Annotated in this window: 16 protein-coding genes; 10 read left to right on the forward strand and 6 right to left on the reverse strand. The window is 41.2% G+C overall.

Going from position 1 to position 16,331, the window contains the following annotated elements; all coding sequences use genetic code 11:
- Positions 1–25: 25 nt before the first annotated feature.
- Positions 26–142 carry a leader peptide SpeFL gene (gene speFL / locus L5L98_RS22450; protein ID WP_100199882.1) on the reverse strand — a complete coding sequence of 39 codons (117 nt, stop codon included), beginning with the start codon at positions 140–142 and terminating at the stop codon, positions 26–28.
- 470 nt (positions 143–612) lie between these two features.
- On the opposite strand from speFL, the gene L5L98_RS11810 reads away from it, so the two are divergent.
- From L5L98_RS11810 to L5L98_RS11850, 9 genes are all read left to right on the forward strand, one after another.
- Entirely contained in the window at positions 613–1,155 is a 543-nt protein-coding gene (locus L5L98_RS11810; RefSeq protein ID WP_263140996.1) for a YbhB/YbcL family Raf kinase inhibitor-like protein, read from the forward strand.
- Positions 1,156–1,179: 24 nt separating this feature from the next.
- Positions 1,180–1,938, forward strand: coding sequence for a helix-turn-helix transcriptional regulator (locus L5L98_RS11815; RefSeq protein ID WP_263140998.1), 759 nt, complete (start codon positions 1,180–1,182; stop codon positions 1,936–1,938).
- 49 nt (positions 1,939–1,987) lie between these two features.
- Complete coding sequence (locus tag L5L98_RS11820) at positions 1,988–2,338, forward strand: YkvA family protein (RefSeq protein ID WP_168826089.1); 351 nt, start codon at positions 1,988–1,990, stop codon at positions 2,336–2,338.
- Positions 2,339–2,531: 193 nt separating this feature from the next.
- The gene (locus L5L98_RS11825) at positions 2,532–3,929 is read left to right on the forward strand and encodes a hypothetical protein (protein WP_263141001.1); all 1,398 of its coding nucleotides are present in this window, start codon (positions 2,532–2,534) and stop codon (positions 3,927–3,929) included.
- A 2-nt stretch (positions 3,930–3,931) separates the two neighbouring features.
- Positions 3,932–4,969, forward strand: coding sequence for an acyltransferase family protein (locus L5L98_RS11830; protein ID WP_263141004.1), 1,038 nt, complete (start codon positions 3,932–3,934; stop codon positions 4,967–4,969).
- 94 nt (positions 4,970–5,063) lie between these two features.
- Positions 5,064–5,669, forward strand: coding sequence for a hypothetical protein (locus tag L5L98_RS11835; RefSeq protein ID WP_263141214.1), 606 nt, complete (start codon positions 5,064–5,066; stop codon positions 5,667–5,669).
- Between the two features lie 203 nt (positions 5,670–5,872).
- Complete coding sequence (locus L5L98_RS11840) at positions 5,873–6,502, forward strand: TnsA endonuclease N-terminal domain-containing protein (protein ID WP_263141007.1); 630 nt, start codon at positions 5,873–5,875, stop codon at positions 6,500–6,502.
- Positions 6,502–8,352, forward strand: a complete 1,851-nt coding sequence (locus L5L98_RS11845) for a Mu transposase C-terminal domain-containing protein (protein WP_263141009.1) — start codon at positions 6,502–6,504, stop codon at positions 8,350–8,352. Before L5L98_RS11840 ends, L5L98_RS11845 begins: the two co-directional genes overlap by 1 nt.
- Complete coding sequence (locus L5L98_RS11850; RefSeq protein ID WP_263141011.1) at positions 8,349–9,371, forward strand: TniB family NTP-binding protein; 1,023 nt, start codon at positions 8,349–8,351, stop codon at positions 9,369–9,371. The genes L5L98_RS11845 and L5L98_RS11850 overlap by 4 nt, the downstream gene beginning before the upstream one ends.
- Here the strand turns inward: L5L98_RS11850 and L5L98_RS11855 are convergent.
- Together L5L98_RS11855 and L5L98_RS11860 are read right to left on the reverse strand one after the other, a co-directional pair.
- Positions 9,353–10,771 (reverse strand): DEAD/DEAH box helicase, encoded by a 1,419-nt coding sequence (locus tag L5L98_RS11855; protein WP_263141014.1) that lies wholly within the window; start codon positions 10,769–10,771, stop codon positions 9,353–9,355. The genes L5L98_RS11850 and L5L98_RS11855 overlap by 19 nt on opposite strands.
- Positions 10,768–11,289 (reverse strand): hypothetical protein, encoded by a 522-nt coding sequence (locus L5L98_RS11860; RefSeq protein WP_259529705.1) that lies wholly within the window; start codon positions 11,287–11,289, stop codon positions 10,768–10,770. Before L5L98_RS11860 ends, L5L98_RS11855 begins: the two co-directional genes overlap by 4 nt.
- A gap of 220 nt (positions 11,290–11,509) precedes the next feature.
- On the opposite strand from L5L98_RS11860, the gene L5L98_RS11865 reads away from it, so the two are divergent.
- Positions 11,510–11,818, forward strand: a complete 309-nt coding sequence (locus L5L98_RS11865; protein ID WP_259529707.1) for a helix-turn-helix domain-containing protein — start codon at positions 11,510–11,512, stop codon at positions 11,816–11,818.
- Between the two features lie 47 nt (positions 11,819–11,865).
- On the opposite strand, the gene L5L98_RS11870 is transcribed toward L5L98_RS11865, so the two are convergent.
- From L5L98_RS11870 to hsdR, 3 genes are all read right to left on the reverse strand, one after another.
- A complete protein-coding gene (locus L5L98_RS11870; RefSeq protein WP_263141019.1) occupies positions 11,866–13,395 on the reverse strand; it encodes an anti-phage dCTP deaminase in 1,530 nt (509 codons plus the stop codon).
- Positions 13,396–13,451: 56 nt separating this feature from the next.
- Positions 13,452–13,622 (reverse strand): hypothetical protein, encoded by a 171-nt coding sequence (locus L5L98_RS11875; protein ID WP_259529719.1) that lies wholly within the window; start codon positions 13,620–13,622, stop codon positions 13,452–13,454.
- A 127-nt stretch (positions 13,623–13,749) separates the two neighbouring features.
- Complete coding sequence (gene hsdR, locus L5L98_RS11880) at positions 13,750–16,305, reverse strand: EcoAI/FtnUII family type I restriction enzme subunit R (protein WP_263141023.1); 2,556 nt, start codon at positions 16,303–16,305, stop codon at positions 13,750–13,752.
- Positions 16,306–16,331: the final 26 nt, after the last annotated feature.

Consider the following 16,331-nt stretch of genomic DNA (forward strand, 5'->3'; position numbering starts at 1 on the left):
AATTGGCCTACTACCTACGCTAAGGTTAGCGGAGGAAGATAAAGGAGTGATCGAAATAGTCACGTTGACTAGGCATCATGATATGCCGTGTGCGCCTGATATGCGCCATAATTTTAGATTTCCTCTTCATATACGACTCCATTATGACTTAGAGAAAATGGTTAGGTTTTTATTACGTAATGAAGTTTATATGCGAGTTATAAATAAAATCATGACCTATGTCTTATTTTTAAATAATTAGCACGTCAATTTAACTTAATTTATCAATATTAAATGGAGTCAATCATGCTTAAGTATCTTTATCTAAATTATGAAAGTAAATATTGTCAGCATTATTTAAATAATATTATTTGCATAAAATATCTTATTTCAAATATCTAATCTTAATTTAAAGGCTGCTGTAATCATCATTCCGATTTATACCGTATTCCATATTTGAATTGTTATGCAGATATTTTCGTTATAAAATCATCTTTCTACTTGAAAAATGCAAAAATGATAACTTTTTTCTCACATTTGAGCATTTGGGGCAGAAAGTTGTCGTTTTAGGGCAGATGTTATTTTTTTGATTGACGTAAAGTGAGTCAGGTCGAACATGAATAGGAGATAGACATGAATAAAGGGTGGTTAGGGGCGAGTTTAGTGCTTGGGTTATTCGTTGGACAAGCAAGTGCTATGACATTAACGAGCAAAGATATGAGCGAGGGCAATAAACTGACATCGCAATTAGTGTTTAATGGCTTTGGTTGCCAAGGGGAAAATATTTCGCCACAACTGACTTGGACTGAGGTGCCCACAGGAACTAAAGCATTTGCAGTGACAGCTTATGATCCTGATGCGCCAACGGGCAGCGGTTGGTGGCACTGGGCCGTATATAACTTACCCTTAGCGCAAACTTCGCTCGCACAAGGTGCGGGCTCGCATGTTGATGCACTGCCCAAAGGTGCTATTGCCTTGAAGAACGATTTTGGCACTACAAATTTTGGTGGCGCATGCCCGCCCCAAGGTCATGGTGTTCACAGGTATGAATTTACTGTGTGGGCATTACCCAGTGCTTTAGAATTGCCAAAGGATGCTAGCCCTGCCTTATTGGGCTTTATGCTCAGGGCACAAGCGCTCGGCAGCGCCAAGTTGACTGCGGTATATAATCGATAATCCATTGATAATTAGGCTGGTGTCATGATCCGTATGTTTGAATATGATTCGAAGCAGGCACAATCTTTATCTCAAGTCCCTGTACATCAGCCGTCGATTATTCGGGTTATCTATGGTGAAAAGTCTCTGCTCTGGCAAGATGAATCTGTTTTAGTAGGCCAAGGGCAGTTACTGTTAATTCCTGCTGGTTCGCATATTAGCTTTGTTAATCGACCTTTTCTTGGGCGTTATCGGGCGGTGCAGTTATTACTCCCCCACGATTTACCCCAAGGCATTTTATCAAGCGCTACCGATTGGCGTGACCCTATGCCAGTCCAAAACGTATCACGCGCTGTGGACTTAGCTTGGAGTGCGCTATTACAGAGTTTGACCTTGTCTCTGGCCGATCCTGTTCAACTGCATTATTTGGCCGCGTTACTGTTAAGTTTGCCGGATAAACGCAGTGTGAACTGGTTGTATGGACACACCCAACGCAGCGTGACTCAAGCGGCCTTGGCCTTGATGAGTGTGAGTCCTTCGGCGTCATGGCAGCAGGAGGATATTGCCGACAAGTTACACATGAGCACGGCAAGCCTTAGGCGTAAATTGGCCTTAGAAGACACCAGTTTTAGGCAGTTACTGGTAGAAGTGCGGCTTTGTCATGGTTTAGCCATGTTGCAGAATTCGAGTGAGCCAGTATTACAAGTGGCTTTGGCCTGTGGTTATCAATCTGCGGAAAAGTTTTCCTTACGTTTTAAGCAACAATTTGGCCTGACCCCTGCGGCTTATCGTCGTACACTGTGAAGTGGCATGGGTGTATACCCAAACAACTTTAGGGTATTGGAGAAATATGATGGCGGATGAGCAATTTACTGACAGCGGATTTTGGAACAAGATCAAACTCTTTAGCCGTCAAGCAGGTAGAGAGGTCATCGAGCGGGCACTATGGCTTTATTATGCAGCGCAACAACCCAATACGCCTAAGTGGGCTAAGTCAGTCATCTACGGCGCGTTAGCGTATTTTGTTTTGCCTTTAGATGCGATTCCCGATCTGACTCCTTTAGTTGGCTTTACCGATGATTTAGGTGCCCTTGCCGCTGCCCTGACTATGGTGACCTTATATATCGATGATGAAGTGAAATCCCTTGCAGCGGATAAACTCGCACTGTGGTTTGGAGATAAGCCGAGCGAACCTAAGACTTAAGCCTATTGCGAACGCAATCGCCTAAGTGATGCAAAATTGTGCTAAAAATATGATTTCATTAGGAGTCGTTGATTTGGTTTTGACTGAGATTTTCTGGGGTAAAAATATTTTTTTGCAAATGTTTCACTATTGCTTGATTGCGCTATATGCTAGCGCTGTTTTGTAAACCCCTTGTGTTTGTTTAGGCAGATAAATGAAAAATATTATGGTAGTGATCCTATGGCTTTTAGGTGTCTCTGCCGCTACCCCCGCGCTTGCCGATGAGGCCTCTCCGGAACAACTCGCCCGTCTTTACCTCGATTTTATGGCACAGAATAGTCGCCAGAGCGAAGCTTTGTGGCCCGGTTTTCGCCTTGAAGATAAAGTACACCTTTTTAGTTATGGTGGTAATGTCTGGCTTCGACAGCCTGGTGGCGAAATAATCCAAGATAACAGTGTGTTAGAGTCGGTCAATCTGCATTCTGGTCTATCGGTGAGTTTCGGCTTTCCGCAATATAATGGCCAGCCAGGCGTATTGATCCAGCTCGAAGTGCCGAACATCCAATTTACTCGCGACACTAAGCCTACGGATTTAGCTTTTTTAATCTGGGCGAGCAATGGCTTGCATGAAGCCTTCCATTTTTATGCCCAATCCGAATGGCGAGTATTGGAAGACGGTAAGCGTTATGAGGGCGAAGTCTTTCCGCTCAACTTCGATGCTCGCTATTATCGTTTACAGTTATTTGATGCTTTAATGGCGGCGCTGGCACAACCCGAGCAACAGTCATTACACCTTAGCTATGCAGCTTATTGGTTGCAGCAATGGCGCCAAATTGCGCCGAATGAAGATAAAGTCGGTTACATCAATGATCTCGTTGAAGGCAGCGCTAAGTATGTGGAATTGGTCGCTGGTGCGCGTGTATTGAGTCAAAATCAAACTTTACTTGGTTATCAGCAAATACTGACAAAATATGTGTATGACTATTATCAACAGCAGAAGATGTGGGTTGGTTGGACGGCTGAGGCGGCAAATATTGGCGCTCTGGCGGGCATATTGTTGGATAGCACTCAAGACCCTTATGTGTGGAAAGAGTCGGTCATGTCGGGTATGTTGCCTGTGGATTTACTACTGAACCGCGTAAAGCCAGTATCCCCGCTAGACAAGAAAGACACTAAACAGAAGAAACAGCTGCAGGAGATGCTAGCGTATTACCCTGCCACTCAAGCAAAACTGTCTCAGTTGTTGTTGAATGTGCAGGATCCAAAAGTGCCGTTATTGGTTATGCCGAGCGTGAGCGATAGTAGCAGTTTTATTGATGTGGGTGACGTACGTTCTGGCTTTTATGTGGTGCCCTATCAAGAGGAAATGACTCAAGCTTATTTAGGGATGAGCGCGCAATTTAGTAACTTGTCAGTGAGTGGCAGTCCATTACTCGATGTTCCTGTACAAAATTATTGTGAGGGCATTGAGGCTGCAACTCTGTTACCTTTGGCATTCCCCTTTCAGCGTGAGGGTCAGTATCTGGTATTCAATGAAGCAGAAGTCCATGGAACTATTAGGGTTTCTGCGAGTGTTGTTGATGGAAGAACCCTCTACTGTGCGATGAATTAATAATGAGAAAAAATCAGCTCGAATTTACCTACATGCGTGGCATTGCGATTATCTTTATCGTGCTTGGCCACAGTATTTACAACTCTGGAGAAGGTTTCCCGCTGTTATTGGAAAACCTATTACGCGGTGGCACGGCCTTGTTCGTGTTTATCTCGGGATACTTTTTCCATCGTATTTTTTATAAGGATTTCGACTACAGCAAGTTCATGAAGAACAAAGTACAGAACGTACTTTATCCTTTTTTAGTCGTCTCTCTGATCGGTTTGTTCTGTTTGTGTTTACGCTGGATTTTTATGGAGCACCAGTCGCTCGATAAACTCTTGCTGAGTATTTTTTACACAATACGTAACGGTTATATCCTGTATCCGCATTGGTATATTCCATTCATCATGGCGGTGTTTTTATTTTCGCCGATATTTTTGTGGTTTATCCGTTGCTCACAGCAGATGCGTTGGACACTATTTGTACTGAGTTGTGTGGTAGCAATCCTATTGCATAGACCTATAGGTAACGTCAATTTCATTCACTCAGTCGTGTATTTTGTACCTTTCTACTTGATTGGTATTTTATATTCGCAAGATGAACATATTGTGACGCGCTTTGGCTCTATTTTCACCGCACTAGCGATGATTTTTTTAGTGGTGAGCTTAGTCGAACAAACTTACATAGTGCAGCATATTGGTAACTATCATAAGGCACCGTTTGAGTATAACGGTATCGATTGGCAGTTTATTCAGAAACTTTGTTTATGTGTATTAGTACTGAATTTCTGTGAATGGTTGTCGGGGCGCAGTCGATTGCCTTGGTTAGTGGAAGTGGCTGAGATGAGTTTTGCGATTTTCTTTATTCATCCGCTGTTCGACATGATGTTTAACGCTACTGCTACCTTAATGCGTTACCGTTTACCGCCGGGATCTTGGGTCACTAGCGTGCTCTTCTCTGCGGGGATTTTTATCTTCCTGATGATGGGAAGTATTATTACGGCTCGCTTTATCAAGAAGCGTCTCGGTAATCGTTCGCGTACTTATATCGGCTGGTAATCACTTGGCTTATCGTCACTAACACTAGGGAAAATTCAGTTTGAATTTATTTCCTAGTGTTAGGGTGTTTTTCATCTAAAAAATGGAGAACATGATGAAGTCCAGAATTGCCCTACAGAGTCTCGCGCTCGCCAGTTTGTCTTCGATTGCCTTACCATCCATAGCGGCTCAAGCTGAGCCCATATCCACTGAGACCCAGAATACTTTCTTTGCACAAATTGCCGCCCATTGTGGCCAAGCTTTTGCGGGCAAAGTGGTTTCGGGTGACACTGCGGACTCGGCCTTTAGCGGTAAGTCTTTAATTATGCACGTGCGCGAATGCAGCGACACTGAGCTTAAGATCCCGTTCCATGTCGGTGATGACCATTCACGTACTTGGGTGCTGACTAAGACGCAGCAAGGACTTAAGTTGAAACACGACCATCGCCATCAAGATGGCAGTGAAGATGCTGTGACTATGTATGGCGGCTATACCATGAATGATGGGACAGTGTTGAAACAATCGTTCCCCATTGATCGGGAATCTATCGATAACTTCGTTAAGAATGGGCTAACCCAGTCGATCACGAATGTGTGGCACATGGAAATTACCCCAACAACGTTTAGCTATCAACTTACGCGCGAAAACCGCAATTTCAAAGTCGATTTTGATCTCACTCAACCCGTCGCATTACCGCCAAAGCCTTGGGGGCATGAGTAGTGTCGCTGAACCCATACATTGACATAATATACCTATAGTCTGACAAATTTAACCCATTCAATGACATAAAAATGACTTTTTGTAATTATATTACAAAAGTCATTTTCTTTAATATCAGTATCTTGAAAGATTAATAACCCATACATTGACAAATTCTTGCGCCTAAGTATGCTAAATATACTTTATTCGCTCGGATTTCACTCATGTATATAAGAAGCTTACGCAAACCATCACCGAACAAAAATGTATTTAAATTCGCTAGCGCAAAAGTTAGCGAAACGATAATGTGTGAAAGTTCATTGGAGTTTGATGCGTGCTTTCATCATGAATACAATGATTGTATAGAGGTGTTTGGTAGCCAGCCCGAAGGGTTCTATTACGATTTTGAGGGCAAAAAATTGCCCTATACTCCTGATGCGATAATTCACTTTATCGATGGGACTGTAAAGTTCCATGAATACAAACCTTATAGCAAAACATTCGATCCAATCTTTAGAGCTAAATTTGTAGCCAAGAAAGCGGCTGCTCAGTCTTTGGGAGCAGATCTTATCTTGGTAACAGAACGACAAATTCGCGTTAATCCTATTCTAAATAACCTAAAAATGTTGCACCGTTATTCGGGGGAATATGACTTGAGTATCATTCAAACTGAATTGCTTAAGCTTATAAGGAATAAAGGGGAAATTAGCGTAAGTGATGTCGCAATTAAGATGGCATTACCTTTAGGTGAGGCTAGGGCATATCTTTATTCTCTTATACATAAAGGATTAATCAAAACCAACTTAAATCAAGAGGATCTTACTTGTAACCCTTTAGTATGGTGCAATGATTGATGGACTTCGAGGATGAATTCAGTGAGTCTGAATTAGTCAAGAAGCCCGATACCCCCATTCAATATGTGAAGCTAGAAGATGCAGCATTAGTCAAAAGAGACTTAGATACCTTTCCTGACTTTTTAAAAAACAAAGCGCTCGATAAATACCAGCTCATTGCCTTCATCGAAAAAACAATCACTGGTGGATGGACTCAAAAAAATCTAGACCCAATTCTTGATGCACTTTTTACTACAGCCATGGAAAAGCGCCCTAACTGGCGAACGTTAGTTCGTTGGCGTAAAAGCTACATTGACAGTAACGGCGATCTTGCGTCATTAGTCGCCAAGCGACACAAAATGGGCAACAGAACGAGTCGAGTTCAGGGTGATGAAGCATTTTTTGAGCAAGCACTAACTCGTTTTTTAGATGCAAAAAGACCCAAAGTATCTACAGCATATCAATACTATAAAGACGCCATCACTATTGAGAATGAAAACATTGTTGATGGACAAATTCCTATAATTTCTTACAAAAGCTTTAACCAAAGAATAAAGTCACTACCTCCTTATCCTGTTGCAGTGGCGCGATATGGTAAATTTAAAGCAGATCAATGGTTTGCTTATTGCTCATCTCATATTCCCCCTACGCGAATATTAGAGCGTGTCGAAATCGATCACACACCGCTTGATTTAATCCTGCTTGATGATGAATTATCTATCCCACTTGGCAGACCTTATTTAACCTTAATCGTCGATGTTTTTAGTGGTTGTGTTTTGGGGTTCCACTTAAGTTATCGGTCGCCTTCATATGTTTCAGCTGCCAAGGCAATCGTACATGCAATAAAACCTAAATCATTTGAAGGTCTTGATATAGAGCTTCAAAATGAGTGGCCTTGCTTTGGTAAATTTGAAAACCTAGTTGTGGATAATGGAGCTGAGTTTTGGTCAAAAAGTTTAGAGCATGCCTGTAAAGAAGCAGGTATAAACATTCAATATAACCCCGTTCGCAAACCTTGGTTGAAGCCATTTGTAGAGCGTTTCTTCGGGATGATAAACGAATGCTTTTTAACTGAGTTACCTGGTAAGACTTTCTCGAATATCCTTGCAAAAGAGGACTATAAACCTGAAAAAGACGCCATTATGCGCTTCTCTACTTTTGTTGAAGAATTCCATCGTTGGATTGTTGATATATATCATCAAGATTCAAACTCACGCGAAACGCGTATCCCCATCAAACAGTGGCAACATGGCTTTGATATTTACCCGCCATTAAAAATGAGTACAGAGGACGAACAGCGATTCACTGTTTTAATGGGCATTTCAGATGAGCGAACTTTAACCAGAAATGGCTTTAAATTTGAAGCTCTAATGTATGACTCAACGGCATTGGCTGATTATCGCAAACGCTACCCACAAACTAACGACACAATAAAAAAAATGATTAAAATCGACCCTGATGATCTATCAAGTATCAATGTATATCTTGAGGAATTAGGCGGTTATCTTAAAGTCCCCTGCACAGATAACAGTGGGTATACCAATGGATTGAGCCTCCATGAGCATAAGGTGATTAAGCAAATTAATCGTGAGGTGATTCGGGAAGGCAAAGATAATTTGGGGCTAGCTAAAGCCCGTATGGCAATTCATGCGCGAGTTAAGCAGGAACAAGAAGCATTTATTGCATCAAAAACAAAAGCTAAAATTACAGCAGTAAAAAAACAAGCTCAATTGGCCGATATCAGTAATACGGGCCAAGGTTCAATTAGTCTAAACCGAGAAGAACTAGACTTGTTTTTACCAAATAAATCAGACACTAAGAAAATCAATGTTTTCGATAATTGGGATGATGATTTAGAGGCTTTTGAATGAAGACCTTAAGTCATACTCAAATTGAACAACTGGGTAAATTTAGCGACTGTATTGTCATGCATCCTCAGTTGATAACCATTTTTAATGATTTTGATGAGCTAAGGTTGAATCGAACTTTTCAATCAGATCAGCAATGTATGCTCTTAACGGGAGATACCGGAGTAGGCAAGAGCCACCTAATTAATCACTATAAAAAACGCGTATTAGCTAGTCAGAATTATGGTCGTGAATCTATACCAGTTCTAGTTAGCCGTATATCTAGTGGCAAAGGATTAGATGCAACACTAACTCAGATGTTGATGGATCTTGAACTGTTTGGAAGCCATCAAAGAAAGAAGCATGGCTATGCCACTGACTTGAGGAAAAAACTGGTCGATAACTTGGTTAAAGCCAAAGTTGAGCTGCTTATCATTAATGAGTTTCAAGAATTAATCGAGTTCAAAACAGTTCAAGAGAGACAGCTGATTGCAAATGCGTTCAAGTATATAAGTGAAGAAGCCAGAGTTCCTATTGTGTTAGTCGGTATGCCTTGGGCCGAACAAATTGCAGAAGAACCACAGTGGTCATCTCGCTTAGTGAGAAGAAGAAAACTTGAATATTTTAGTCTTCAAAAAGACAGCAAGTATTACCGCCAATATCTGATGGGTTTAGCTAAGTACATGCCCTTTGAGGAGCCTCCCAAGCTGGAAGACAAGCATGTGGCAATTCCCTTATTTGCAGCCTGTAGAGGTGAAAATAGGATTCTAAAACACTTTCTTTTAGAAGCATTGAAGAATGCGCTACTCGCAGGTGCTAACACGCTAGAAAATCAACATTTTGCGGACGCTTATACAACACTTTTCAATCGAACATCAGGGACTGTCTCAAATAATCCATTTACTCAACCAATAGAGGATATTCTGATTTCTGAAGTTTTTGAGCATTCTAGGTATAACTCAAATGCAATGTCAGCAGAAGACATGCTGATTGCTAGAGTATTTTCTAAACCACAAACCTTAGCTCAGCTACTGAGTAAATAATTATCAAACATTCTGACGATTTGCTCTTTATATGAACCTAGCAATGCCAAATTGTAAGAGTTCTCTTCGTCAATGGCTGACTTATGTGAAGCGCTAGCATGCCCATTAGTATTGGATAATGAAAAACCTGACAGATCTACATGTAACTCATTACCTATATTCCCTTGGGTAGCCTCACTCGATGTTAATTGCGGTAACTCTAGGTCTAAATCCTGTGAGCCAGTCTGCTCGATAACCACAGATTGCTCTGGTAAATCTTGGTCAATTCTGTAAGCAAACTCCGTCAGGCTTGTTTCAGCTAACGTAAATAACCAAGCTTGTTGAGCCTCATCTGAATTAACCCTTAATATTCGACCTAGCACTTGTCGGTAATGCATTTCAGTTTTTATTCGGCTCAAATGACAACATACTTGCAGCCGAGGGATATCAGTACCTTCAGAAATCATCCCCACACTAACAATCCACTGGGTGTGACTTTGTCGAAATCCATCAATAATACAGGAAGGATGCTTTGAGTTAGATGTCACGATACACGCACTTTGCTTAAGATCAGAGACAAGTATTTGGAGTAATCGTTTAGCATGCTTAATTGATGCCGCGACAACTAAACCGCCGGCATTCGGGTTACTCAGGCGTGTTTCAGCTAATTTTTTAACGCTTTGATTCAACATATAATGCATTATTTGATGATGATTTATTAACGCTTGATAACTATATCTTGGGCCTAACAAGAGCTCAGCTATAGATGCAAATGTCTCAATCTCTTGATCAATTTCTAGTTTGATTTTGTTGTTATCAATTAAAACGATATTAGGCTGACGACAGACGTTATCCGCAATTGCCTGCTTTAATCCATAGCTAAAATCACAGTGGATTGTATTATCTGGTTCAGTGAATCGTGAAAGCACTATAGGGGCCTTATCTGAGCGCCAAGGTGTACCAGAAAGCGCTAACGTATATGCCGCATTATATTGAATATTTAGTAGTACCTCTTCTCCCCATGCATTGGCATTACTAAGAAGATTGCCCTTTAGATGATGAACTTCATCCATGATCACAAACACTTTATGCGTTCGTAATAGCTGCCAAAACGCCTCAGTTAAGGAGGGCATGAACTGATAGGTATAGACACTACCAATGGCACCCATTAGCCCGTCAAATCGCTTGTTCAGACGCTTTGAAAAGGTTGAGCGAATGCTGTCATTCACCTCTGATGACGGAGAGAAGCACAGTACAAAATCAATTTTCCCCATAGCAATCAGTCTTGCAGCTAGTTCTGCAGCCATAATAGTTTTACCAGCACCTGGCGTGGCTAAACACATAAAGTGACTTTGAGTTTGATATCGTGCCAACGCCGCATCAACGCATTGGCTTTGCCATTGTCTTAACTTCACAGTCATAGGCCTTTGAGATCGTTAAGGCATGACTCTACAGCTTTAATCTTCCCCATCAATGTTGAACTTTGATTACGAGCATTCATGTATCTCGGATAAAGCCTGGGTTTCGAATTGGGGATCTCTTCAATGAGACGTTTAAACTCTTCCGCTTCCCCAATGTATCCAAGTAAATCAACTTGATATTGGTTGAGTGTGGCCTTAAGTCGCGTTAGTTCTTGTGAGTTTAAAGATGTGGTTACTATTGCTTTTACCCGCGCGTTGCTGGGTACTAGCTGTGATTTATCGAACAGTGCTGTTTTATAATAAACGTGCTTATTCCCCTGATTTCTTTTCTCCAAAAATCTAACATTGACCAGCTTTGCACAAGCACGACGCACCAGCTGATCTATATCTTTTGGCGATACTGAAGAATTTGCTTCTATTATCAAGTTTTTTATCTGAGTAATAGTGAATTTTTCAAGCTCTACGGCAATGATAATACTAAACAAAATTTCATTTATACGGATTAATTTTATAGCCACGGTTTTTACCAATAGTTTTTAATTTCAATGCTTAACGAGCCACTCCATGACATTTGGTTACGCTTAAATCAACAGAGCCTTCATTGATAGGTAACTTGATATTACTTAGCTCAGATTAAATCTTGACAACAAGCTCTAAAAAGCTAAGGATTCCTTAGTATACCTTATGTGAAAAAACTAAGACAATCTGAGTTATCAAAGGACAAATCATGTTGAAGCTGTGGCAGATAAAATCACCAATCCATTACCTCTTAGGCTTAAACAAGCTCGCACTGCTAAGGGAATTAGTCAAAAACAGCTGGGTATCCAGCTAGGCATGGAAGTTGGTAGCGCGAGTGCGCGTATGAATCAGTATGAAAAAGGCAAGCATACACCTGACTACAAGACCTTAAAGGCCATGGCCGATGAACTAGGTGTACCTGTGGCTTACTTTTTTTGTGAGTCAGAAAGCACAGCTGAGCTGCTGTGCTTGCTTGAAAAGATGACTGAGGAAGAGAAAGCTGATTTGGTAAAGCGGTTAAAAACATAACTCAGTGCCATTCATAAACAAATGGCATGACCTGTTACAGGGGTTATTTATACTGGCATATAGTTATCTTCACCTAGCATCTCATTTGTCATTTCAACAACTTTTAATTCATAATCACCATAACAATCTAATGGTTGTGTGTCTAAGTGCTCCTCATCAATTATTTTGTATTCAATTACTTTACCATGAGCTTTTTTCTTTTTAGAGTATGCAAAAAACTTAGAGTAACGGTTAGGAGAAGCACCTTCAAAATTTTCAAAAATGACTTTATTTGGTTTTTGATCATCAACTAAGCAGATTGTATCGTCGTGTAAGTCTAAGGCGAGACTTTTTTCATAAGGTTCTATATAGACAACTTTTTTTATTCCTGCAGCAACAATATGCCTTGCGCAACTATGGCAAGGGTAGGTTGTACAATAGAGGATTTTACCAGTTGTTGATGTTGTAGTATCTCGGGCAAGTGATACGATTGCATCCATCTCAGCATGAATAGCTCGTGAGTATTCAATCAAACTTTTCGCTTTAGAATTAGACATTATTTGCATGGCTAAATCAGCACTGTTAGGGACTTTGTTTTCTTTTAAAATCTCTTCTATCTGAGTTTTTAATAAATTTTTATGCTTGTCATTATGACAATCCCCAGATTTATAACCAAAGCACCTTTTATCATCGTCGTCATCAGTATCATAAAGTCCCCCACCAAATTTAGGCACATCATTACAACCAGTGGCAAGAATTCTACCTTCGGTATCGGAGATTGCTGCGCCTACTTGTCTAGACATACATGCAGAACGTAAGGAGGCTGAATAAGCTGAAAACATTCCACTTTCATTTCTTGTCGGTGTAATATTTTCAACGCCATGAACTAATTTAATAAAGCGTACAACGGATGCTTTTAACTTATCTTGATTATCAATGTTTCTAATAAAGTAATCCGATAAAAATGCGGTACTTTCAACTTGTTGACCAAAATCATCTCGCCCTTTTCTGTCTCTCTCTACTAACTTATATGCATTTTCCCTACTAATACCTTCATCAATTATATTTTTAACTCTTTCATTTTCGGTTCTTAAAAGACCTAGTAAATAAAAGTTATTTCGGTATATTTCTTGGAAAATTTTAACTTCTGCAGGGTTTTTAAGCTGATCGATGATGTACGCGACTCTTTTATCAATTTTTAAAGCAGTCGTTTGAGGTTGTGAAGGATCACCAAATAAAGCTGTACGAATAATTGATATCCGACGTATTGCCATATCTGCGATGATTGAAATAGATTTGCTCTTCCTTAAATTATCACCTAAATCTTGCAGTTTTTCGTAGCGCGGATAACCTTTAAGGGCGAGTGTTTCCTCTGGATTATCGAACTGAGCAGCAATCAACTCACTTAATCTGATATGCTCAACTTGATAACCAGAAAGCTCTAACTCTTCTGTAAGTTGTTGATGTAAGCGTCTTACACCTGCGCCAACAGCACCACATAGACCAATTACCAATTCCTTGGAGTGTCTTGCTCGTATGGTATCTAAAGTACTCTTGGATTTTTTACCGATTTGGGTAACGAGTTGCGGCTGCGCCATTTTGATATCCTATCATTGAAAAATTAGAGGATATCAGAGGATAAGAATTAAAACACTTACCAGCCTAATTTTGATGCAGCCTCAGATACTTGGCGTTTAGCGTTATCAAATTTATCGGATGCCTTTTTTTGTTCAAAAGATCGAACATTTGATCCATTATTGGTTGTATTTTTGTTGTTAGTTGGCGCTGGTTTCGCTGGCCGATAATCACTTAATTTAGCAATCATGTTCATATCCTTCCTAGAAGAAGCGCGTATTATACACAGAGCCTTCCATGTTTCAATGAAAACGCACTCAATAAAACTTATAGCCGATTGGTCGATAAATCAACATAAATTATCGTTTTTTAAAGCCTCATTCATACAAATGCTTCTGAAATCCAATAAAGGTGTCTCGAATGACTAAGGGTGTGCCTAGCTCGGCGATGGCGTCATTGATGTTGTTGTACTTCAGGTCTAACAAGCTACGCATTTTTTTGGGTGAAAGTTCATCTTCACCATCTTCGATGTATTTACCCAAGATGAAGTTAATAAACTCCTGTTGTTTATAATCCCCAAACGACTGCACGATAGCGGGTCTAGCGTTGTTGGCTCGCTCCTGTCTTGTGTGGACCTCAGTGGCAAACGCGACATACTTCAGTACATCGTATACATCGCTTTGTTTAGCATCGATGAGGTCTTTCATCCCTTCAAGCTTTTCGTGGTCGTAACCGGCTTCTGCGAGGTTTAACAGTAGTTGTTCGCGGGTATCTGGATCACTCCATATTGCGCGTAAATGCTCTTCATCTTTGAAGAATTGCGGCATATCGCCAAATAAGCTCTCAACCAGCTCTTTACCGGTAACAGGTTTACCACCATGCCAGTACATAACGGATGAAATATGTAATATTTGCCGCGCTTTGCCGTCAGACAGTTTAATCACTATTTTTTCAGCGCTGCCGCAAGTACATGGTTGGTTACCGCATTCACCACAAGGCTCTGGTTGGCAGATGCAAGGGCTTAAGCCGCATTTGGTACATGGTGGTTGCTCGCAAGTGCAAGGCTCGTTGCCACACTCAATACATGGCTCGTCAGGGCAGTTACAAGGTGTAAAACCACAAATTGAACAAGGTTCTGGTTGGCAAACACAAGGGCTTTCATGGCATGTTTCACAAGGTGGTGTTGGTTCCGGTTCGCCGTCCCATTCAGGATCAGCAAAATTATGATGGGCTTTTACAAAGTCGTAAATGGTAAAAAAGTCCTTACCATCATATAGCCGAGTGCCACGACCAATAATCTGCTTAAACTCAATCATGTTATTACAAGGGCGCATTAACACAATATTGCGCACATTACGGGCATCAACACCGGTAGACAGCTTGCGTGACGTGGTTAAAATCGTCGGAATGGTCTTCTCGTTATCCTTGAATATTTCTAAGTCTTTCTCGCCGTCTTTACCGTCATTAGCCGTGATGCGAACACAATAATTTGTATTGGTCGTCCAGCCTTTTTGCCTAGCATATTGATTAATTTCATCGCGCACTTTGCCTGCGTGTTCTTGCGTGGCACAAAAAACAATGGTTTTTTCTTTTGGGTTGAATTTATCCATCCAGTAATGCACACGTTTTTGCTCGCGCACGGGAATGGTAATAATACGGTTAAAGTCGCCTTCTCTATAAAGCTTACCAGGCTCTGGATCACCTTGTATAACAACACCATCCCCAGGGGTATAAACATATTCATCCATGGTGCCGACAATGGGGTAAACCTTAAACGGGGTTAAAAAGCCATCATTAATACCTTGCTTGAGGGTGTAACTGTAAACCGGGTCGCCAAAGTAGGTGTAGGTGTTGGTGTTGTCGGTGCGCTTAGGCGTGGCTGTTAATCCTAGTTGAACAGCAAGTGAGAAATGCTTAAGAATGTCGCGCCATGAGCTTTCATCATTTGCACCACCGCGATGACACTCATCAATGATAACTAGGTCAAAAAAGTCAGCTGGGTAGTGCTTGTAATAAGCATCGTCGTCTTGGGTTATTTCGCCGTCTTCTTTTTCTTCAATATCTTTGTTTGGGCCACTCATAAATGTGTGGAAGATGGTAAAAAAGATAGAGGCATTTTTAGGCACACCGCCACGCTTACGAATATCTGCAGGTGTCATGCGCACCAGCGCATCGTCACCAAAAGCGCCAAAATCGTTAAAGGCTTGGTTAGCCAACACATTGCGGTCGGCTAAAAATAATATCCGTGGACGTTTCTTTGCTGCGCTAGGGTGCTTTTGCGCTGGTAAGCTCCAACGACTTTGAAATAGCTTCCATGCAATTTGAAAGGCAATACAAGTTTTACCTGTACCGGTAGCTAAGGTTAACAATACCTTAGATTTACCTTGGGCAATGGCTTCCAAGGCATTATTGATGGCGTTTTCTTGATAATAGCGTGGCTGCCAATCACCTTTACACTCAAAAGGAATTTGCGCAAAACGTTCGCGCCAAATGGGAGTGTAGTTTGGCTCGGTTGCGTTAGCATCGGTACTAAAGGCAGGATCGAAGGCCAGTGCCCACAGCTCATCAGGGCTTAAAAAACGCTCTACTAGTTCTTCTACACCGCTGGCCATATCGATTTGATATATCTCACGGCCATTGGTGGCATAAGCAATGCGGCATTGTAATCGCTCGGCATAGTCTTTTGCTTGGCGCACGCCTTCGGTATAGCTTAACTGTTCTTTTTTCGCCTCAATGGCTGCCAGTTTACGGCCACGGTATTCCAACACATAGTCGCTACTTAAACTTGCTGCGCGTTTGCCACCACCAATAATGCGCCCTTGAGTAATGCTTACCTCACGGCGAATGAAGCTCGCAACAACTTCACCCCAGCCAGCTTTAACGAGCTTGGGGTCAATTAAGTTGGCTCTGGTATCGGCTTCATTCATCGGCATAGCTATACATCCTTATTGGCTCATTT

The organism is Shewanella sp. SM23 (assembly GCF_025654295.1).
GTDB lineage: Bacteria > Pseudomonadota > Gammaproteobacteria > Enterobacterales > Shewanellaceae > Shewanella > Shewanella oncorhynchi.

Excerpts from the sequence above, each read along its gene's own strand:
- L5L98_RS11850 (WP_263141011.1), top strand. The coding sequence starts at position 8,349 with ATGAAGACCTTAAGTCATACTCAAATTGAACAACTGGGTAAATTTAGC.
- L5L98_RS11855 (WP_263141014.1), bottom strand. The coding sequence starts at position 10,771 with ATGACTGTGAAGTTAAGACAATGGCAAAGCCAATGCGTTGATGCGGCG.
- L5L98_RS11810 (WP_263140996.1), top strand. The coding sequence starts at position 613 with ATGAATAAAGGGTGGTTAGGGGCGAGTTTAGTGCTTGGGTTATTCGTT.
- L5L98_RS11830 (WP_263141004.1), top strand. The coding sequence starts at position 3,932 with ATGAGAAAAAATCAGCTCGAATTTACCTACATGCGTGGCATTGCGATT.
- L5L98_RS11875 (WP_259529719.1), bottom strand. The coding sequence starts at position 13,622 with ATGATTGCTAAATTAAGTGATTATCGGCCAGCGAAACCAGCGCCAACT.
- L5L98_RS11815 (WP_263140998.1), top strand. The coding sequence starts at position 1,180 with ATGATCCGTATGTTTGAATATGATTCGAAGCAGGCACAATCTTTATCT.
- L5L98_RS11820 (WP_168826089.1), top strand. The coding sequence starts at position 1,988 with ATGGCGGATGAGCAATTTACTGACAGCGGATTTTGGAACAAGATCAAA.
- speFL (WP_100199882.1), bottom strand. The coding sequence starts at position 142 with ATGGAGTCGTATATGAAGAGGAAATCTAAAATTATGGCGCATATCAGG.
- L5L98_RS11870 (WP_263141019.1), bottom strand. The coding sequence starts at position 13,395 with ATGGCGCAGCCGCAACTCGTTACCCAAATCGGTAAAAAATCCAAGAGT.
- L5L98_RS11840 (WP_263141007.1), top strand. The coding sequence starts at position 5,873 with ATGTATATAAGAAGCTTACGCAAACCATCACCGAACAAAAATGTATTT.
- hsdR (WP_263141023.1), bottom strand. The coding sequence starts at position 16,305 with ATGCCGATGAATGAAGCCGATACCAGAGCCAACTTAATTGACCCCAAG.
- L5L98_RS11845 (WP_263141009.1), top strand. The coding sequence starts at position 6,502 with ATGGACTTCGAGGATGAATTCAGTGAGTCTGAATTAGTCAAGAAGCCC.
- L5L98_RS11835 (WP_263141214.1), top strand. The coding sequence starts at position 5,064 with ATGAAGTCCAGAATTGCCCTACAGAGTCTCGCGCTCGCCAGTTTGTCT.
- L5L98_RS11825 (WP_263141001.1), top strand. The coding sequence starts at position 2,532 with ATGAAAAATATTATGGTAGTGATCCTATGGCTTTTAGGTGTCTCTGCC.